A 20,406-nucleotide genomic window follows, 5' to 3' on the forward strand; every position below is an offset into this window, starting at 1 on the left:
GCAGTGCATCCAAGGGAGGATGACAGCATGGACTATGACTACGTCATTGTCGGCGGCGGTTCGGCCGGCTGCGCGCTCGCCGCGCGTCTGGCCGACGGCGCGCCCGATCGCACGGTGGCGCTCGTCGAAGCGGGACCGTCCGATGACAGCGCTCTCGTGCGGCTGCCCCTCGGACTCGCCGCGCTCGTACCGTTTCGCTCGCGCCGCAACTACGGCTATCGCACCACGCCGCAGGCGGGCCTGGCCGGCCGCCGCGGTTATCAGCCGCGCGGGCGCGGTCTGGGCGGTTCCAGTTCGATCAACGCGATGATCTACACGCGCGGGCATCCGGACGATTACAACGACTGGGCGCGAGCCGGCTGCACCGGCTGGGGCTGGGAGGACGTGCTGCCCTACTTCCGTCGCAACGAAAACAACGAGCGCGGGGCAAACGCTTGGCACGGCGTCGGCGGGCCGCTCAACGTCGCGGATTTGCGCACGGTCAATCCGTTCTCGCGGCATTACGTCGACGCGGCGCGCGAAGCCGGCTTTCCCGTGAACGACGACTTCAACGGCCCGCAACAGGAAGGCGCCGGCATCTATCAGGTCACGCAGAAGGACGGCCAGCGCTGGAACGCCGCGCGCGCCTATCTGCACGGCAAGACGCGCGCAAATCTGCACGTCGTCACCGACGCGCTCGCGCAGCGCATCGTCTTCGACGGCAAGCGCGCGTCGGGGGTTCGCCTGCTGCGGCGCGGCGTGCCGCAGACGCTGCACGCCCGCGCCGAAGTCGTGCTGAGCGCGGGCGCCTTCAACTCGCCGCAGCTGCTAATGTGCTCGGGCATCGGGCCGGCGGCGCAATTGCGCGCGCACGGCCTCGACGTCCTGGTCGATGCGCCCGGCGTCGGCGAAAATCTGCAGGATCACATCGACTTCATCATCAACAAGTACGTCGCGCATCGCGAGCTGGTGGGCTACACGCCCCCGGGCCTGTGGCACCTGCTCACGCAGGGCCTGACCTATCTGCGCGAACGACGCGGTCTTTTCGCGAGCAACGTGGCGGAGGCCGGCGGCTTCCTGAAGAGCGATCCGTCGCTCGCGCGCCCCGATCTGCAGATGCACTTTCTCGTCGGCATCTGCGACAACCACAATCGCCGGCTGCATCTGCGGCGCGGCTTCTCGTTGCATGCTTGCGTGCTGCGGCCGAAAAGCCGCGGGCGCGTCACCCTCGCCTCGAGCGACATGCGCGACGCGCCGCTCATCGATCCCGCGTTTCTGAGTGCGCAGGAAGACGTGGACACGTTGCTGCGGGGGGCGCGCGTGATTCGCAGGATTCTCGCCGCGCCGTCGCTCGCCCGGTTCGGCGGCAAAGAACTGCACACGCGAGGGGTGGATTCCGACGAAGCGCTCACCGCGCTCATCCGCGCTCGCGCCGACACGATCTATCACCCTGTCGGGACGTGTCGCATGGGCAGCGATGCGGCGTCGGTCGTCGACCCGGCGTTGCGGGTGCGAGGCGTCGAGGGCCTGCGCGTGGTGGACGCATCCGTGATGCCGACGCTCATCGGCGGCAACACCAACGCGCCATCGATGATGATCGGCGAGAAGGCCGCAGACATGATGCTGGGCCGCACGCCGGCCACCGAGGGTGCCGAGGGTGCCGAGAGTGCCGCGCATCCGCATGACGGATACGCCGCGGCGCCGGTGCTAGCCGCCCGCGCGCAGCCACAGGCCTAGAAACCGCTCGCCCCACAGGGCGCTCGCGACGGCGCCCATCCCGAGCCAGGGGCCGAAGGGCAGCGGTTCGCGCAGCGCACGGCCGCGCCATGCGCCGTACAAGGCAAAGGCGAGCGTCGCGCCCACGGCGCCGAAGGCCAGCATCAGCGGCACGCCGATCCAGCCGAGCCATGCGCCGCAGGCCGCCACGAACTTGGCGTCGCCGCCGCCGAGCCCCTCGGTGCCGGCGAGCCGCCGATAGGCGCCCGCGGTGGTCCACATCACGACATAACCAAGGGCCGCGCCACGCACGGCATCGTGCAGCGGCAGCGTGAGCCCGGCCGCGCTGCACAGCAGGCCCGCCCACAGCAGGGGCAGCGTGAGCGCATCGGGCAGCAGGCGCGTATCGATGTCGATGAGCGCGAGCGCGAGCAGCGCGGCGCCAAAGCCGCACCACGCGAGCATCGTCGGATACTGCTGCGAGGGGGCGAACCGCCATGCAATGGCAGCGAACGCGACGCCGGTGGCGAGTTCGACCAGCGGATAGCGCCACGCGATGCCGGCACGGCAGTGCGCGCACCGGCCCAGCAGCAGCGCAAAGCCGAGCAAGGGCAGGTTATGGCGCACGGCAATGCGCGCGTCGCAACGCGGGCAGTGCGACGGCGGCCACGCAAGGTTGAACGTCGGCGTGACCATCGGTGTCTGCCCGGCCCAGAGCGCCGCCTCGCGCGCCCATTGCGTCTCGAGCATGCGCGGCAGGCGATAGACGACCACGTTGAGGAAGCTGCCGACAAAGAGGCCGAGCATCGCCATGGCCGCCACGACCGCCTCGCGCGGCAGCATCCGGAATTCGCGCCACAGGGAATCGAACGCTTCGGCCATCGTCAGAACGCGGTCTTGGCGTACTCGCCGGCTGCGTGGCCGATCTGCAGCATCCCGCCCACGGTGAAGATGATCGTCACGCCAACCATGGCGAGCAGCACCGAGCGCAGCGCGGCCGAGCGCTGCTTGATGCGCTCGGCAACCTCTTCGATGGTCATCAGGCCGATCTTGCGAATGCCGGCGTCGAAATTGGTGCGGTCCGAGTACTCCACGAGCCGGTCGAACACTTCTTCGTTGAAGATGCCGGTGTCCATCGCCTTGATCATGCTGCGCTCGCTCTTGAGCGAGGCCCGCATACGCAGCAAATGCCAGCGCAACCACGGCGAGGCGCCCGAGAGCAGCAGCGAGATGGCGTCGAACACGGAGGTCTTCGCGCTCGTGAGCGCCGCGAGCGCCACGAGGAATTCGCCGGCGCGCACGTCGCGATAGACGGCGTAGGGACCGACCCGGTCGACACGGCTGCGCATCGGCCCCGTCCAGCGGCTAAACGACAGCGACATCAGCACGACGAGCAGCAGCGGCACCCCGTAGAGGAACGGCCACCAGTTTGCGACGAAGCCCGACATCGCATAGAGCCCCGCGCCGACGAGCGGGAAATGTTCGGGCGGCATGATCTCCGTCATGATGGGCATCATGCCGTAGGCGACGCCCAGCTGAATCGCGGCGAGCAGCACGGACATGAAGATCGGCAGCGCCACGGCGCCAGCGATCGCGCTGCGAGTCTGTTGCTGCAGGGTGACCACGCGTGCGAGAAAGCGCAACGTGCCGGGCAGATCGCCCTTCTCTCCCGCCGCGATGACGAGCAGATCTTCGTCCGGAATCGTCCCCGACCACGACTTCTGCAGATTCTTCGAGCTGGCGCGATCGCGCCAGACGGCATAGAGCGGCGCCATCGGGTTACGGCGTTCTTTCGCGCGCGCATACCGGCGCGAGAAGAGCTCGAACGGATTCGCGCCGTCCTCGATGGCATCCGCGAAGTCGCTGTAGAACTTCGCGCGGTGCTTGCGGAACTGGCGTTTCGCTTTCGTCAGTCCCGGATACGGATCGCGTGCGGGGGTGATTTTGGCGAGCAGGCGGTTGGCGGCTTCGATCATGGGCAGACAGACAGAACGTCAGACGCGCGTGGGCGTCGGCGCTTACACGCTGACGAGCCGCCTGGGCGGGACGGCGCCCGGCGACGTCGTCTGACGGAGGTGGAATTTCTTGAGTTTGCAGAAGGCGGCTTCGATGTCGCGCGGATCGACCAGGCCCTGCGACATCTTGTACATCGCGTGCTCCATCGCCGACTTGCCGGTCATGTCCGGGCTGGCGAGGTTGCCGTCATGGCCGGCGCGCCACAGCCGCTCGGCGTCCCAGAAGCGCGACTCGCGCAGCATTTCGAGTATCTCGTCGGTCAACTCGCACACTTCGGCAACGACCGTCTGCCCGCTCGTGCCGCGACCGCTGCATCGCTCGCATCCCGGCCCTTCCACGCAGACTTTGGCCGTATCGATGCCCAGCGCGCCGATCACGTCGAGCATGGCGGCGTCCAGGACCTCCTGCGCGGGCCGCTTGCAATGCTCGCACAGGACGGGAATGAGCTTCTGATAGACGATCGCCGTGAGGAAGTTCGGGGCGGCCACCGCAGCGAGCGGCATGCCGATCTCCTCACTGGTCAGCCGCGCGATGATGCCGAACGCGCTCGACGCGTGCACCGTCGAGAGCACCTGATGCCCCGTCTCGGTCATCGACTTGGCGAACGAGCCGGTCTCCGCGTCCCGGATCTCGCCCGGCATGAGCTTGTCCGGATCGCCGCGCAGCAGCACCTTGGCCGCCGCGCCGAACGGCGATTCGCCGGGGCCGTCCTCGGCACGCCGTTGAATCGGGATCTGCGTCATGTGCGGCTGGATGTACTCGACCGGGTCCTCGATGGAGAAGAATTTCTTGCCGGAGTCGCGCTCGTAGGTCATGAGCGTGCGCAGCGTCGTGGACTTTCCCGAGCCGGTCTCGCCGGCAATCACCGTCAGGCCCGGGCTGCGATGCACGGCGTCTTCGAGGATTTCGATCTGGTCGTCCGAATATCCGAGCTGCGCGAGCGTGAGCACGTCGCCCTCGAGCGCCTCGTTGACGAGCAGCCGCAGCACCACGTCCACGCCGCGGTTTTCCTTCACGCTCTGGAAGCGGAGCTGGTACTTGCGATGACGCAGCGTGAGCGGGATCGAACAGCTCTGATGCTGCGCCTCGTCGAAGTGGTTGTGGCTGCGGCTGCTGGGATCGGCGCGCGAGTTGTAGGCGGCGGACACGGCGTCGAGCATGGCGTGATAGTCGCGCGCGAGCCGGTCGCTGTCGGGCGTCATGCGCAGCTTGCCGTGAATGCGCATGCGCACGCGCACGACATGCGAGTCGCGAAACTCGAAGTGGATGTCGGACGCGCCGGCGTCGATGGCGCGCTCGATGATCAGATCGAAGTTGCGATACGCGCCGGTACGCTGCGCGTCGCGCGGGTCGTCGCCGCCGCCCTGTTGCTGCAGGCGCGACTGCATGAGCAGGATCTCTTCCGTCGTCCCGACGTAGATGCCCTCGAGATCGAGCCGGTGCTTGGCGCGCACCGCATGATCGAAGCGCTCGAGCAGATCGGAGCCCTGCGTGCGCAGGAACGTGTTGTGTTCGAGCAGCACGAGATACAGGCGCGGCTTCATGGCGACGAGCACGAGCGAGCCGTGTTCGGCGCCAGCGAGCACGATGCCGAGATCCTGCCGCCAGCCGAACGCCTGAATGTCCGCTTCGCGCAGGTCGGCGATGGGACGAGCGACCGGTCGCGCGCGGGCGCGTTGCCCAACGCGCGCCAAGGCCGCGCGAAGACGTTCAGCCCACGTCGCCATGCGAGTGCCCCTGTGCACTTTGCGTTGCGGCGTCCGGCGCCGGCGGGGCTGCCCCGAACGCGCTCGGCAGCAACAGCCGCCGCTGTCGGGTGCCGCGACGGATGTCGATGAAGTCGTCTCCGATACCGACCACCTGCCACTCGCCGATCCTGTCGCCCTTGCCGACGCTGCGGCCATAGCGGCCGTCCACGCGCACATAAGCGACGACGGCGTTCTCCACGCCGTAGATGTAGAGCAGCTCGGGGGGCATGTCCGCGCGCGGCGGCGCGGCGGTGTACTCGGACGGGCGCCCGCCCGCCTGCGCCGCCTTGGCGGCCTTCTCGTCCTGCGCCTGTTGCGACGCCTTGAGATGCGCCCGGGCGAACGCATCGATCGTTTCCTCGGCGTGGGCCGTCGTGCCACCCAGCCATCCGGGCGCGGCCACGAGCATCGCCATGGGCGCCATTCGGCAAACCTTAGTGAACATAGTAGGTTCCTTGAGCAGAGAAAACGGGTTTGCTGTCGTCGATGACGATCTTCAGTTCGACGAGCGACATGTTGCCCGCGCGCATCATCAGGCCGGCGACCGAATCGAAGAAGGCGAGGTGCCCCGCCATCGTCCATTTGCCTTTCGAGATGGGCGGCGGCACGTCCCGACGCGCGGTCACGTCCGGCGGCGCCGGGACCAGTGGCGCCGGCATCGTGAGCGAGATGTCCATGCCGTAATCGCCGAGCGCCTGCAGGCGCGCGCCGGCGGTGCGGAGAAACTGGTGGTGCGGCACGGGCGTCACGCCCGCGTCGCCATCGTCCTCGTCGCCATCCTTGCCCTCCACGCCGGCCCCGAGCGTGCCTGCGGCCGCGCTGGCAGCGCCGGCGGCGGACGCCGCGGGCGAGTCCGGCGCTGCCTTCACGGGAGGCGGCGCGGGGTCGGCAAGCGTCATGGTTTCGTTGGCGTGATCGAGATCGACGATGCGCGCGTCGGGCCGCTGCGAGAGCAGCAGGTCGAACGTGCCGCCCTCGCTGCGCTGCCATGCGATGTCGCAGCGGTTGCCCTTGCAGGCGATCGACGCCGGACGCCAACCGCCCGCGTCGGCCGGCAGGCGCTGAACCGCATGTTGCAGTCGCCGCGCGTAAGAGGCACCCGTCGAGAACGGCTCGGCCGCGATGGCGCGCGTGAGCGCCTGCCGGTACGCCTCGACGGGATCGACGCGATTGGCCGCCGCACGCTTTGCCGCCTGCATGTCGGCGTACCAGGACCAGCCCCACAGCCCCGCGCCGCCCACCAGCGCAAGCGCCGCAACCGCGATGGCGGCGATCCGGAGCTGACGCACCGGCAGCGCGGTGCGCACCGGCTTGAGCTGCGCGTCGAGCGGGGGATCCTGCTGCAGCGAGGCGAGCACGTCGTCGAGCGTCAGCGCAATGTCCGCCGGCGGCAAGTCCCGGCAGCTCACACCGGCGACTTTCACCGGACCATCGACCTCCGAGCACCAGCGCTCGAGATGGCCCTTGAGCTGCGACGCAGGAAGCGCCATGTCGAGCTCAGGCCGGCGATCGCGCAGCGCAACGAAAAACGCGTTCGCCGGATTGTCGGGGTCGGGGTGAATGAACGCGACGTTGGGACCGTCGATCAGCGCGCCGATTGCGGCCGCCAGCGCGTATTGCGTCTTGGGCTCCGCGGGCGTCGCAGGCATGGCCGCCGCGCTGAGCGACAGCAGCCCGACGGTGCGCGTGCCGGCGCCATCGTCCGCCACGGCGTAGTGCGATGCGCCCCGGCTCCTGGCCAGGCTGCGGATCTCCGCGATCTCCTTTTGCAGGCCGATCAGCGTCTCCCACTGCGCGCCGACGACGAGGCCATTGGCGAGTGCGTGTGCCATATCACGCGCCCTCGGTCAGTTCCGGCGAGATCACGATGACGACCTCGCTCACGCTCTGCGTCGCCTCCTTCGTGCCGCCCTGGTAATTGAAGACGCCGTCGCGGTCGGTGCGATCGTCCTTGCGGCGAAAACCGCTGAGCACGAGCGTGTCGCCCGACTTGAGCGAGGCGCGCTGCATGGTTTGCAGCGACGACGTGAGAGGTAACTGCATGAAGGTGCCGACGCCCATGCCGTCGTCGCGCCGATCGCGGTCTTCGCGGCTCCGGTCGCCGACCACGTCGACGCTCGCGCCATCCCGATCGAGCATTGCCCTGACGTTCGACGCGCCCCCGCCTGCGCTGCCGCCCCCACTGCCGCCGCTACCGCTCGGCGCCTCCTTTCCCGTGCGCAGATTGATCTTCTCGAGCTTCTTCAGATCGGACATGTCGATCTGCACCTGCAGCATCACGCTGCGGTTGTCCATCAGCGTGGGCAGCAGATTCATGACGAAGCCCGTCGTGAGCACCGATTGCTCGGCGGTCACCACCGCCTGCCCGCCGTAGTTGCCGGGCGTCATCTTGGTTTGCGCGACGAAGCCCTGGTTCTGCGTGACGGCCACCGGCGCCGGTTGATTGTTCAGTGTGACGACCGTCGTGTCGATGACGGTGCTCACCCGCCCCTGCTGGCTGAGCGCGCGAAACAGCGCCGTGGAGCCCGCCAGGCGGCCGTTGGGAATCTTGCTGACGTTCAGCCCGCCGTTGCGCGACGTCAGCATGCCGCTCAGCGCCGGTCCACCGAACTGCGCCACGAGGCCGCTGGCCGATTGATAGACGAGATTCCAGTCGATGCCGGCGGCGGACTTCTCGTCGAGATTGACGGAATACACCTGCACGCGCAGCTTGACCTGCCGGCCGAGCACCGCGTTCTCGGATTCGATGTAGCGCGCAACGCGTTCCATCACGTCGGCGGTGTCGGTCACGACGAGCGAGCTCGTGACGACCGACGGCGTGACGCGCCCCCCCGGCGACAGCATGTCGGTGACGGTTTTCACCAGGTCGCTCCAGTAGTCGAGGTCGGACTCCACGCTCACGCGTGCATCGGCGTTGAAGCTCAGATCGACGCCACCCGTATCGCCTCCGCCCGCGCCGCCCCCGCCGGACGCGCCGCGCTTGGCCGTCAGCTTCGAGGCTTTGCCGACCGACGCCGTGTAGGAGGAACTGCCCGGCATCATCTTGATCTGGAACGTGCGCGTGACGTAGCGCGCGAAGTGCACCACGCCATCGCGGTAGGTCCAGTGGGTGCCCGAGCGATGCGCGATGGTATCGAGCAGCCCCGAGAGCGTGCCGTTGTACTGCAGCGGCACGGCGGGCTCGCCCGACTCGCTGCAACTGAGGAATGCGCGCGCCGGCTGAGCGCCGGGGCGGTCCATGCCGCCAAACGCACCCGGCCTGCCGGCGGCTCCGCGCGGACCGCCGTCGCGTATGCCGGCGCCTGCACTGCCGTCGCACGACACGTCCGGCGCAATGCGGATCGTCAACCCGTTGCCGCGCGCGACCTGGGCGAGCAGCATCGACATCGGCACGGGCGCCCCGGTGGAGAAACGGACATTGCGTTCGAAGAATTCCGGCAGCGCGACATTGGCGTTGACCGCCACGGATTTCCTGGCCAGCCATGCGCCCTCGACGTGCTCTATCGCCCGCATTGGCGCCGCCGCGTGGGTTTGCGCCGCGCTTTGCGCAGCCTCGCGCGCCTGCGTGACGTTCTCGTCGGTCTTGGAGAGCATGCCCGGCGTGCCGCATGCCGCCAGTAACGTGGTGGCGCCCAACACGCCGAGTCGCTTTTTCATGAAATCCGCTTCCGTGATCATTGGCCGCGCGCGTGGCGCGGCGCTCGTTATTGCGTTGCGTGCACGACACGCAGCACGCGATTGGCCTCGTACACCTTCACGCGAATCGGTGCGTCGGTGTTGTGCAGCGACAGCACGATCTGCTCGATGATGCCGAGGAAGTCTCCCTCGAACGTGGCCGGATACTCGATGGGGAAGTCGCGCTCGATCTCCCACGCGAGCTGCCAGCCGTTGCGCTCCGCATATCGCCGCACGGCCTGCGACAGGCGGCCGTCCTCCGGTTGCAAAGCGAGTTGCAATACCGGCGCGAGCGGCGCCGGAGCGGGGTCGGGGGCGGCGGTGAACTCGGGTGTGGGCTCTGCCGCCATCTCAGGCGCCACCTCAGACGCCATCTCCGGCGCCCTCTCCGGCGCAGGCTCGAATACGAGTCCCGTGTCCGACGCGACCCCGTGCCCTGCGGGCGGGAGCCCCGCTGCGCTGGCCACCTGCCGGCGCGATTCCTCGGCGAGTCCCGGAGCAAGCGTCCCGGTGGGCGGCCTGTGCGGCGCGACGTCCCCGAGGACCGCCGCCTGGGCCGGCCACTGCGTGACCGGTTTATGGCTGGCGAACATTCGCGTCACGTCGGCGCCCAAGGGTGGCTCGGCGGCGTGCGTGGACGCGACCCCACCGCCGAGGGCCAGTGCGAGAACTGCGGTGCGCAATCTGAAGTCGTTCATGCCTCGTTCACCTATGTGTCAGTTCTCCGGAATGCCTCTCATCCAGCGATGGTGAATTCGAGATCGGCCTGCGGGACGTCGGTCGGCGCGCCGCCGCCCTGCGGCGCCCGCTTCGAGCACGCGTCCGTGATCTGCGTCATGTCGAGGGCCCGCGTGTTGGACTTCAGCTCGGTGCCGTTGATCGACAACGTCGCGAACAGGTTGCCCATCTTTCCGGCGAACTCCACGCATTGCGCGCTCGGATAGCTCACGGACTTGACTTCGACCCCGCTCGCCGGATAGGTGGTGCCGTCCACCGCCTTCATGACGATCTCGCCGCCGAACCGGTTGAGCAGCTTGCTGCCGTTATCGGTCCGGTTGAACGGTTCGGTGACTGCCATCTTGAGAAGGTCGCCGGTCGAGGTTGACGAGGTAAGCGTGCCGGAGGCCACCGCATTCTGCACAGCCAGCACCACCATCTGCCAGTCCTTCATTTCCTGCGAGAGCTTCACGCCATTCATCAGACGGGGCACACCGACCATGGCGCCCGCCATGATCAGCCCCATCACGGCCACGGCGACCGACAATTCGACCAAAGTCACACCCCGCTGACGGCGGCGGCGCAAGCGCTGCATCAGTCGTGGCGTGAGCGTGGTCCCGGATTTTGCGTTTTCGCTCACGGCTGCATGTACGTTCATGTCTGGATTCCGATTGTGGAGTTGAGAGAAAGAGCGCCGCGATTCGAGAGACTTCGTCTGCGGCGACAGGGGCGATTTATGCCCGAATGGGCGCGCGCCGGTTGTCGCGTGCGGCACGCCTCTTTCGCAAATCGACATCCTCCACGGGCAAGAAATGGCCCATAGGCGCGCCATTTCCGATAGTCGGAGACGCGTACCCACAACCGGGAAAAGGCTCCGATTTCCCTCGTCGAACGGTGCGGGCCGGGTGCCTCGGGATTGGAACGCCTTGCGCGCTCCGAAGAGAAAATTCAGACGAGGACTAGACGCAGACCGGGGACTGGAGAAATGGGTCGGCCGCCGGGAGAATCAGCCGATTCACAAGCCATGCGGCATGGGCGCGAGAATCGCGTACCGGCGCAGAGAGCGGTGTGCGTCGGGTGTGCGTCGGTTGTCAATCGGCATACGTCGGCGCAAGCCGACGCATGCCGATGCGGCTTCAGTGCGCGGGACGAACGTGGCGCGCCTCGCCGCGCGCGGCGCCGTGCCCGCCGGCAGGTGAACTGTCGTCACGCTCCGGGCTGTCGTTGGCGGCGCGATCGCCAGGCAGCACGAGCGGGCCGCTGCCCGCGAAGCGATCCAGGTAGAGATAGATCACCGGCGTGATGTAGAGCGTGATGACCTGCGAGAACAGCAGGCCGCCGACGACCGCCAGCCCGAGCGGTTGACGCAGCTCGGCGCCCGCGCCGAGCCCCAGCGCAATCGGCAGCGCGCCCATGAGCGCGGCGAGCGTGGTCATCATGATCGGGCGAAAGCGCAGCGCGCACGCCTGGCGGATCGCCTCGGCCGGCGTCATGCCGCCGTTGCGCTGCGCGTCGAGCGCGAAGTCGATCATCATGATGGCGTTCTTCTTCACGATGCCGATGAGCATCAGAATCCCGATCACCGCGATGAGCGACAGATCCATGCCGAAGACCCGCAGCGTAAGCAAGGCTCCCACGGCCGCCGACGGCAGCCCCGCCAGAATCGTGATCGGGTGGATGTAGCTCTCGTAGAGCACGCCGAGCAGCACGTAGATCACGAGCAGCGCGCCGACGAGCAGCACCACCTGGCTCGCTTGCGACTTCTGGAACGCGGCCGCATCGCCGCCCCAGCTCGTGATGATGCTCGGCGGGAAGCCGAGTTGCTGCTGGTAGCCGACGATCTTGCGCGAGGCGTCGCCCAGCGCCGCGCCGGGCGCCAGATTGAACGAAAGCGTGACCGCCTGCAGCTGCCCCTGGTGGTTGACCGACACCGGCCCCATCTTGCGCTCGACGCTCGCCACCGCCGAGAGCGGCACGAGCGCCCCGCCCTTGCCGCGCACGTAGATCTTGTCGAACGCGCTCTCGTCGCGCCGGTCGTCGTCGGCCGCCTGCAGAATCACCTGATAGCTGTCGCTCGGCGTATAGATGGTCGACACCTGTCGCTCGCCGAACGCACTGTAGAGCGCGCTGCGGATGTCGCCGATGGCCACGCCGAGCGTGTTGGCCTTGTCGCGGTCGATGCTGAGCTGCGCCTGCAGACCCTTCATCTGCGCGTCGGTCGTCACGTCGCGGAAGATCGGGTCGGCGCGCATCAGGTTCATGAGCCGGTCGGACCAGAGCTGCATTTCGCCGGGCTTTACGCTCTGCATCACGTACTGGTAGCGGCTCTTGCTCTGTTTGCCGCCCAGTTGCAGGTTCTGCACCGGGTTGAAATAGACGTTCAGCCCGGGCACCTGCTTGACGTCGCGCCGCAGTGTCTCGAGCACTTCGCTCATGTGCGCGCGTTCGCCATGCGGCTTGAGGTTGATGAACATGCGGCCCTGATTGCTGTCGTTGGCCGAGACGATCACCGTGTCGACGGCCGGATTGGCGCGAATGATCTCGCCCGCCTGACGCAGCAGCGTCGACATCGCCGAGAACGAAATGTCCTGCGCGCCTTCGGCCGTCACCTGCACCTGTCCGATGTCCTCGCTGGGGAAGAAGCCCTTCGGAATCGTGGCGAACAGCGCGCCGGTGGCCACGAACGTCGCACCGGCGGCGGCCATCACCCATTTGCGGTGAGCAAGACACCAATCCACGCTGCGCACGTAGGCGTTCTGCACCCACACGAAACCGTCCTCGAACCATTGCGTGGCGCGCATGCCGACCCCTTCGTCCTGCTCGTGCCTGAGGTAGCGACTGCACAGCATCGGGATGAGCGTGAGCGAGACCGCCGCCGACACCAGGATCGCGAGCGAGACCACCACGGCGAACTCGTGGAACATCAGGCCGATCACGCCCGGCATGAAGAAGATCGGAATGAACACCGCCACGAGGGAGATCGAGATCGACAGGATCGTGAAGCCCATTTCGCGCGAGCCGACGAGCGCCGCACGCAGCGGCGCCACGCCGTTCTCGATGTGCCGCACGATGTTCTCGAGCATCACGATGGCGTCGTCGACGACCAGCCCCACGGCGAGCGTGATGCCGAGCAGCGAAATGTTGTCGATGGAATACCCCATGCCCTTCATGAGCGCGACGGTGCCGATGAGCGACACCGGCAGCGACATCACCGGAATCATCGTGGCGGCGAGCCGGCGCAGGAACAGGAAGATCACGAGCGTGACGAGAATCACCGTGAGCGCGAGCGTGAACTGCACGTCGTCGATGGACTCGCGAATCGACACCGAGCGGTCGTTGAGAAGCCTGACCTGGATCGACTGCGGCATCTGCTCGGCCAGGCGCGGCAACGCCGCCTTGACCTGATCGACGGTCGCGACCGTGTTCGCGTTCGGTTGGCGCAGCACCGCGAGCACGATCGAGCGCTCGCCGTTGACCCAGCTACCCGTCTTGACCGACTCCACGCTGTCCTGCACTTCGGCCACGTCGCGCAGATACACCGGGTTGCCGTTCACGCTCGCGATGATGGGGTTCGCGAACTGATCGGCCTTCGTCATCTGGCGATTGGCCTCGATGGTGAGCGTCTGGCGCGCGCCGTCGAGCGTGCCGACCGGGCTGTTGGCGTTGGCCGAGGCGAGCGCGCGCGCCACGTCGTCGAGCGTGAGCTTGCGCGCGGCGAGCGCGTCGGGACGCGCCTTCACGCGCACGGCGAAGCGCTTCTGGCCGAAGATCAGCACCTGCGCCACGCCGGGCAGCGTCGAGAGCGTGGGCGAGACGAGGTTTTCCGCGTAGTCGTCGAGCTCCGCGAGCGACATCGACGGCGAGTTCATCGCAAGGAACAGAATGGGCGCATCGGCCGGATTGACCTTGCGATAGGACGGCGGCGTGGTCATCTCCACGGGCAGCTTGCGCTGCGCACGGAACAGCGCCGCCTGCACGTCGACCGCCGCTGCGTCGATGTCGCGATCGCTGTCGAATTCGATGATGATCGACGTGGTGCCCTGCGTGTTGGTCGAGCTGATGACCGCCACGCCGGCGATCGTGGAGAACTGCTTTTCCATCGGCGCCGCGACCGAAGCGGCCATGGTCTCGGGGCTCGCGCCGGGCAGCGTGGCCGTCACCTGAATGACCGGCGAGTTGTAGCTGGGCAGCGCGGAAATCGGGATCTGGCCATACGCGATCAGGCCGGCCACGACGGCCGCCACGCACAGCAGGATCGTCATGACCGGGCGGCGGATGCAGAGCTCGGACAGATTCATGACGAGGCCTTCACGATCGTGACGGTGTTGCCCGGCCGCAGGTTCTCGGCGCCCTCCTGCACGACGCGCGCGCCGGCCTCCACGCCTTCGACCACGGCGAGCGTTGCTTCCACGTAGCCCACTTTCACGGGCTTCGCGCTGACCTTGTTGTCCGCGCCGATCACGTAGACGAACTTGCCGTCCGGGCCGGTCTGCACGGCCTGCGGCGGCACCACGCGGGCCTGCCTGAGTACGCGGCCGATCACCGCGACGTTCAGATACATGCCCGGCCAGAGCCGCGCGTCGCGATTGTCATACGCGGCCTTCAGGCGAATGGTGCCCGTCTGCGAGTCGACGGCGTTGTCGATGAAACTGAGCTGGCCGGTGACCGTCACGCCGGTGGTGCCCAGCGTGGCGGTCACCGAAACCGGGCCGCCCGCGCGTGCGGCCTGCAACTCGGCCAGCGCGCCTTCGGGCAGCGTGAAACTGATGTCGATGGGATCGAGCTGCGTGATGCTCACGAGCGCGGCGCCGCCGGGCGTGACGAGGCTGCCGGGGTGAACGTTGATGGCGCCAGTGCGGCCGTCGATGCCGGCGCGAATCTGGTTATAGTCCACGGCGACCTGGCTCGCCGAGATCGCGGCACGGTCGGCCGCCACCTGCGCGGTGAGGCTGTCCACACTGCTCTGCGCGGTATCGAGCGCGCTTTGCGAGACGAAGTGCTCGGCGATCAGCTCGCGCGTGCGCGCCAGCGTGCGGCGAGCATTGGCGAGGTCGGCTTCATCCTTTGCCAGTTGCGCCTGCGTCTTCTTGAGGTTCGCCTCGTCCATGCGCGCGTCCAGCGAGAACAGCAGCTGGCCGGCTTTGACGAAGTCGCCCTCCTTGATGTGGACCTGGCGGACAGTACTGGAAATCTGCGGGCGCACCTCGATGGTCTGCCGCGCGGTGACGGTGCCATTGGCAATGAGTCGCACGGGCACGTCGCGCACCTCGACCGTGGCGGCTGTCACGGATGGCGCGAGCGCCGCCTTGGCGGGCTTGTCCGCGCCGCGCGAGCCCAGCCACAGGCCCGCGCCGACGACGAGCACGAGCACGAGCGCGCCGGCGACCCAGCGGCGCGGGCGCCGCGACGGCCGGCCGCCGGCCGACTTTGCCGGAGCGCTTGCGGTCTGCGCCGCGCCGCTTGCCGGACCGTGGCCCGCCTGCGCGGCACGCACCGGTGCGCTGCCGCTCCCTGTCTCCTGCCCGCGGGCCGGCGCATCCTCCGGCGCCGGCCGGCAGGCGTTCTCCTGACTCATCTTCTTCCCCGTTTCCCCATGCAGCGCCCATTGCCGGGAGAGCCCCCGCTCTCCCGGCCACGCCGGTTTCTTTCCTCAAAACAGCCGCGAAGCGCCATGGCGTTCGCGTCTTGCCAACGCCGGGGCCGCACCCGCGCCGTTCCTGACGGTTGCCAACGGTTGCCGACAGTCACCGGCTTTCGCTTCCCAACCCCCGGAACGCGCGCTCACGCGCGGCGCGGCGCAAAAACGCGCACCCCGCTCACTCCACCTTCATCCCCGTCAGCTCGGGCCGTGCGGGCGGATAGGACAGCTTCAGCCCGGACATGGCGGCAACGAGCAACTCCGCCACCATGAGATTACGGTGGCGTTTCGAGTCCGAAGGCACGATATACCACGGCGCATATTCCGTCGAGGTGGCCGATAACGCCGCCTCGTAGGCTTTCATGTATTGCGGCCAGAAGCTGCGCTCCTTGAGGTCGCCCAGCTCGAATTTCCAGTGCTTGTTCGGATCGTCGATGCGCTCCTGCAGACGCTTGCGCTGTTCCTCCGGCGAGATATGGAGAAAGCACTTGACGATCGTGGTGTGGCTGTCCGCGAGCAGCCGCTCGAAGTTGTTGATATGCGCGTAGCGGCGCTTGCACTCCTGCGCGTCGATCCAGTCGTGTACGCGCGTGATCAGCACGTCTTCGTAGTGGCTGCGATTGAAAATGGCGAGCTCGCCCGCGGCCGGCACGGCCATGTGTACGCGCCACAGGAAGTCGCGCGAGAGCTCGATCGGGGTGGGCGCCTTGAAATTCGCCACGCGCACGCCGAGCGGATCGACGTTCTGGAAGACCGCACGGATCGTGCCGTCCTTGCCGCTGGTGTCCATGCCCTGGAGCACGAGCAGCACGCGGTGCCGGTTGTTGGCGTGCAGCAGCGTCTGCAGTTCGTCGAGCTTGACGGCCAGATCCGCCATGCGGGCCTTGTCGTCGTCCTTGGATTCACCGGCCAACGGTTTTTCCGCCGGATCGTAATCCGACAGGTCGAGCGTTTTGCCGAGCGGTACGCGCAATTTCTCGAACATCGCCAATCCCCCTGATCCCCCTGATCCCCTTGATTCCCTCAATCCCTTCCCCCAGTCCCGCTGGGAGCCCGGATCCGGGCGCGGGAACCGGCAGTATGGCGCAATTTGCGGGGTGCGCAAAAAAACGCGGCATAAGCGAATCGCCGCGCGCGACAAGGAGGTACAGGGCGAAGCCTGCCGCCGCAAGCGCGGTGGCCGCGGGTACGGGCCCGCCAAAAACGAAGCGCGGCGCCCAACGGGCTGCCGCGCTTTGCGTCCGGCAGCCCCGCAGGCGGGGACGCCGGGATCGGACGACGATCAGGCGCCGAGCTTCTTCCGGAGCAACTCGTTGACTTGTGCCGGATTCGCCTTGCCCTTGGTGGCCTTCATGGCCTGGCCGACCAGCGCGTTGAACGCCTTTTCCTTGCCCGCGCGGAACTCCTCGACGGACTTGGCGTTCGCCGCGAGCACCTCGTCGATGATCTTCTCGATGGCGCCCGTGTCGGTGATCTGCTTGAGACCCTTCGCTTCGATGATGCGATCGGCCGCCCCTTCGTCGCTCGCGCGCTCTTCCCACATCAGCTGGAAGACTTCCTTCGCAATCTTGTTGGAGATCGTGTTGTCGGCGATGCGTGCGAGCAGGCCCGCGAGCTGCGCACTCGAGACGGGGCTCGCCTCGATGCCGATGTCTTCGCGATTGAGCTGCGAGGACAGCTCGCCCATGATCCAGTTCGCGGCGGGCTTGGCGTTGGCCTTGCCGGCCTTCGCGACCACGGCTTCGAAGTACGCGGCCTGCGCCTTCGATTGCGTGAGCACCGCAGCGTCGTAGTCCGACAGGCCATACGTCTGGACGAAACGCGCCTGCATCTGCGCCGGCAGTTCGGGCAGCGCCGCACGCACGCGCTCGACCCACTCGCTGTCGATCACGAGCGGCATCAGGTCCGGATCGGGGAAGTAGCGATAGTCGTGCGCGTCCTCCTTGCTGCGCATCGAACGCGTTTCCTTCTTGTCCGGGTCGTACAGACGCGTTTCCTGCACCACTTCGCCGCCGTCTTCGATCAGCTCGATCTGACGGCGCACTTCGTATTGAATCGCTTCCTCGAGGAAACGGAACGAGTTCAGGTTCTTGATCTCGGCGCGCGTGCCGAATTCCTTCTGACCCAGCGGGCGCACCGACACGTTGGCGTCGCAGCGGAACGAGCCTTCCTGCATGTTGCCGTCGCAGATGCCGAGCCACACCACGAGGCCATGCAGCGCCTTCGCGTAGGCCACGGCCTCGGCTGCGCTGCGCATGTCGGGCTCGGTCACGATTTCGAGCAGCGGCGTGCCGGCGCGGTTCAGGTCGATGCCGGTCATGCCGGCGAAGTCCTCGTGCAGCGACTTGCCCGCATCTTCCTCGAGGTGCGCGCGCGTGAGCGTGACGACCTTCTCGTAGGCCTGGCGACCGGTGCGCGGATCGGCCTCGACCTGAATCTTCAGCGAGCCGCCCTGCACCACCGGGATTTCGTACTGGCTGATCTGGTAGCCCTTGGGCAGGTCCGGGTAGAAGTAATTCTTGCGCGCGAAGATGCTGCGCGGCGCGATCGTCGCGCCGATGGCCAGCCCGAACTCGATCGCGCGCTCGACCGCACCGCGATTGAGCACCGGCAGCACCCCCGGCAGCGCCAGATCCACGGGACAGGCCTGCGTGTTGGGGGCGGCGCCGAACTGCGTCGACGCGCCCGAGAAAATCTTGGAAGCGGTGGAGAGCTGTGCGTGCGTCTCCAGACCAATAACGACTTCCCATTGCATAAGGTTCACCCTGTCTCAACTTGTCGGCACGGCGCTCTCGCCCTGCCCTTGCCGCCGGCGCGCCACCCGTTCGGACGACCCACCGGCGTGTTCCTGTTCTCGCCTGCGGCGCGGGCTGCCGCTGCCGCGGCCGCCACCTACCGGCGGGTATCCGCCGCGCAAACGCCCGAGCGAGGATCGAAGCTCACCGGCCAGGCGTTTTCGTAGATGCCCGGCGTGCAATACGACTCGCAGTTCGCGTGCCCGATGGTCACGTTGCCCGGATCCTGCCAGATCAGCAGCTTGCAGTTGCCGCGGTTCGCGCGCAGCTCGATGCTCGGGCGCCACTGCGTCTGGTGGAAATCCGCCAGATTGAAGTGGCAACTGCCGCGATTGCCGACCCACAGGCGCCAGTCCAGCGTCTGCACCTGGTTGGCCGCGACCCTGAGCGTCGCCTGTTCGCGAAAACCGTCCTCGTCCGTCTGCGAGCAGTAGCCCGACAGATTGATCTCGCGATAGGCAATGGGCGTCGGCCGGTTGAACGGCAGGGTGCAGGACGCCAACGTGAGCGCCAGGCCGGCGAGCACGAGCGCCCTGCCCGTCAGTCGGGCCATGGCCGCCCCGCCCGGCAACGTCGTCACGCGCGCGCGGGCCATGATCAGCGCCCCGCCGGCGCGCGCCGGTGCCAGTCCGTGGCGCGCTGGAACGCGTCGGCCACTTGCAGCAGGCGGGCTTCGTCGAAGTAGTTGCCGATCATCTGCAGCCCCACGGGGCGCGCGTCGCGTCCCGTGCCCACGGGCAGGCTCATGCCCGGCAGACCGGCCAGGCTCACCGACAGCGTGTAGATGTCGGCCAGATACATCTGCACCGGATCGGCGCTCTTCTCGCCGAGGTTCCACGCCACCGACGGCGCCACCGGCCCCATGATCACGTCGCACTGCGCGAACGCGTTCTGGAAGTCCTGCGCGATCAGGCGGCGGATCTTCTGCGCCTTCAGGTAGTAGGCGTCGTAGTAGCCATGCGAGAGCACGTAGGTGCCCACCAGAATGCGGCGCTTGACCTCGGTGCCGAAGCCCTCGGCGCGAGACTTCTTGTACATGTCGAGCAGATCGCGGTACTCGGCGGCGCGATGGCCGTAGCGCACGCCATCGAAGCGCGACAGATTCGACGACGCTTCGGCCGGGGCCAGCACGTAATACACCGGAATCGACAATTCGGTCTTGGGCAGCGACACCGGCACCCGCACGGCGCCCAGCTTCTCGAATTCGGCGAGCGCATCGTCGATGGCCTGACGCACGTCGGCATCGAGCCCTTCACCGAAGTATTCGGCAGGCAGGCCGATGCGCAGGCCCGCGAGCGGCTTGTCCGCGGTGGCCCCGTCGAGCGGCTTGCCGAGCCCGCGCGAGAAGTCCTCGTCGGCGCGCTCGAGGCTGGTGGAGTCGCGCGCATCGAAGCCGGCCATGCCGTTGAGCATCCAGGCGCAGTCCGCGGCGCTATGGCCGAACGGGCCGCCCTGATCGAGCGAGGAGGCGAACGCGATCATGCCGAAACGCGACACGCGGCCGTAAGTCGGCTTGATGCCGGTCACACCGCAAAACGCTGCCGGCTGACGAATCGAGCCGCCGGTGTCGGTGCCGGTGGCAACCGGCGCGAGGCGTGCTGCCACGGCAGCGGCCGAGCCGCCCGACGAGCCGCCGGGCACGGCGCGCGTGTCCCACGGGTTCTTCACCGGGCCGAAGTGCGAGTTCTCGTTCGACGAGCCCATCGCGAACTCGTCCATATTGGTCTTGCCGAGCGTGACCATGCCGGCGTCGGCCAGACGCTCGACCACGGCGGCGTCGAACGGGCTTGTGTAGTTCTCGAGCATGCGCGAGCCCGCCGTGCTGCGCCAGCCGCGCGTGACGAACACGTCCTTGTGCGCCACGGGGATGCCCAGCAGCGGGCGCGTGGCGCCTTCACCGGCGGCGATGCGCGCATCGGCCGCGCGCGCTTGCGCGAGGCTCGCTTCGGCGTCGACGTGCACGAAGGCGTTCAGGTCGGCGGCGCCGGCAATGCGCTCGAGGTAGTGCTGCGTGAGCTCGACGCTCGAGACGCGCCTGGCGTCGAGCGCGGCGCGCAAATCCTGCAAATGAATCAGATCTTGTTCCATGGTGGCTGCTATTGAGCGCGTGAGGGCATGAGGG

15 protein-coding genes are annotated in these 20,406 nt (G+C 67.7%); 1 reads left to right on the forward strand and 14 read right to left on the reverse strand.

Annotated elements, in window-relative coordinates; translation table 11 throughout:
* Positions 1–27 precede the first annotated feature (27 nt).
* Complete coding sequence (locus CDN36_RS08490) at positions 28–1,716, forward strand: GMC family oxidoreductase (protein WP_287496487.1); 1,689 nt, start codon at positions 28–30, stop codon at positions 1,714–1,716.
* Here CDN36_RS08490 and CDN36_RS08495 read toward each other — a convergent pair.
* The 14 genes from CDN36_RS08495 to gatA form a co-directional block, all read right to left on the reverse strand.
* On the reverse strand, positions 1,687–2,577 hold the full coding sequence (locus tag CDN36_RS08495; protein ID WP_287496488.1) for a prepilin peptidase: 891 nt from the start codon (positions 2,575–2,577) through the stop codon (positions 1,687–1,689). The two genes, CDN36_RS08490 and CDN36_RS08495, sit on opposite strands and share 30 nt — an antisense overlap.
* Before the next feature lie 2 nt (positions 2,578–2,579).
* Entirely contained in the window at positions 2,580–3,671 is a 1,092-nt protein-coding gene (locus tag CDN36_RS08500; RefSeq protein WP_150554123.1) for a type II secretion system F family protein, read from the reverse strand.
* A 42-nt stretch (positions 3,672–3,713) separates the two neighbouring features.
* Entirely contained in the window at positions 3,714–5,438 is a 1,725-nt protein-coding gene (locus CDN36_RS08505) for a GspE/PulE family protein (RefSeq protein WP_174966244.1), read from the reverse strand.
* The gene (locus CDN36_RS08510; RefSeq protein WP_174966245.1) at positions 5,422–5,904 is read right to left on the reverse strand and encodes a hypothetical protein; all 483 of its coding nucleotides are present in this window, start codon (positions 5,902–5,904) and stop codon (positions 5,422–5,424) included. The genes CDN36_RS08505 and CDN36_RS08510 overlap by 17 nt, the downstream gene beginning before the upstream one ends.
* Positions 5,894–7,291, reverse strand: a complete 1,398-nt coding sequence (pilO2, locus tag CDN36_RS08515) for a type 4b pilus protein PilO2 (RefSeq protein ID WP_287496489.1) — start codon at positions 7,289–7,291, stop codon at positions 5,894–5,896. The genes CDN36_RS08510 and pilO2 overlap by 11 nt, the downstream gene beginning before the upstream one ends.
* 1 nt (position 7,292) lies before the next feature.
* Entirely contained in the window at positions 7,293–9,116 is a 1,824-nt protein-coding gene (locus tag CDN36_RS08520) for a secretin GspD/PilQ domain-containing protein (RefSeq protein ID WP_287496490.1), read from the reverse strand.
* 47 nt (positions 9,117–9,163) lie between these two features.
* The gene (locus tag CDN36_RS08525; protein ID WP_287496491.1) at positions 9,164–9,508 is read right to left on the reverse strand and encodes a toxin co-regulated pilus biosynthesis Q family protein; all 345 of its coding nucleotides are present in this window, start codon (positions 9,506–9,508) and stop codon (positions 9,164–9,166) included.
* A gap of 362 nt (positions 9,509–9,870) precedes the next feature.
* Positions 9,871–10,509: a type II secretion system protein gene (locus CDN36_RS08530; RefSeq protein WP_174966247.1), complete on the reverse strand. Its 639-nt coding sequence runs from the start codon at positions 10,507–10,509 to the stop codon at positions 9,871–9,873.
* Between the two features lie 478 nt (positions 10,510–10,987).
* Positions 10,988–14,149, reverse strand: coding sequence for an efflux RND transporter permease subunit (locus CDN36_RS08535; RefSeq protein WP_287496492.1), 3,162 nt, complete (start codon positions 14,147–14,149; stop codon positions 10,988–10,990).
* Complete coding sequence (locus CDN36_RS08540; RefSeq protein WP_287496493.1) at positions 14,146–15,426, reverse strand: efflux RND transporter periplasmic adaptor subunit; 1,281 nt, start codon at positions 15,424–15,426, stop codon at positions 14,146–14,148. Before CDN36_RS08540 ends, CDN36_RS08535 begins: the two co-directional genes overlap by 4 nt.
* Positions 15,427–15,667: 241 nt before the next feature.
* Positions 15,668–16,474: a polyphosphate kinase 2 family protein gene (locus CDN36_RS08545; RefSeq protein WP_150557487.1), complete on the reverse strand. Its 807-nt coding sequence runs from the start codon at positions 16,472–16,474 to the stop codon at positions 15,668–15,670.
* A 297-nt stretch (positions 16,475–16,771) separates the two neighbouring features.
* A complete protein-coding gene (gene gatB / locus CDN36_RS08550; protein ID WP_150557493.1) occupies positions 16,772–18,244 on the reverse strand; it encodes an Asp-tRNA(Asn)/Glu-tRNA(Gln) amidotransferase subunit GatB in 1,473 nt (490 codons plus the stop codon).
* 137 nt (positions 18,245–18,381) lie between these two features.
* Positions 18,382–18,837 (reverse strand): hypothetical protein, encoded by a 456-nt coding sequence (locus CDN36_RS08555; protein ID WP_150557494.1) that lies wholly within the window; start codon positions 18,835–18,837, stop codon positions 18,382–18,384.
* Between the two features lie 44 nt (positions 18,838–18,881).
* Positions 18,882–20,372: an Asp-tRNA(Asn)/Glu-tRNA(Gln) amidotransferase subunit GatA gene (gatA, locus tag CDN36_RS08560; RefSeq protein WP_150557488.1), complete on the reverse strand. Its 1,491-nt coding sequence runs from the start codon at positions 20,370–20,372 to the stop codon at positions 18,882–18,884.
* Between the last annotated feature and the right edge of the window lie 34 nt (positions 20,373–20,406).

It is taken from the genome of Pandoraea sp. CB10b_02, assembly GCF_002216225.1.
Lineage (GTDB): Bacteria > Pseudomonadota > Gammaproteobacteria > Burkholderiales > Burkholderiaceae > Pandoraea > Pandoraea nosoerga.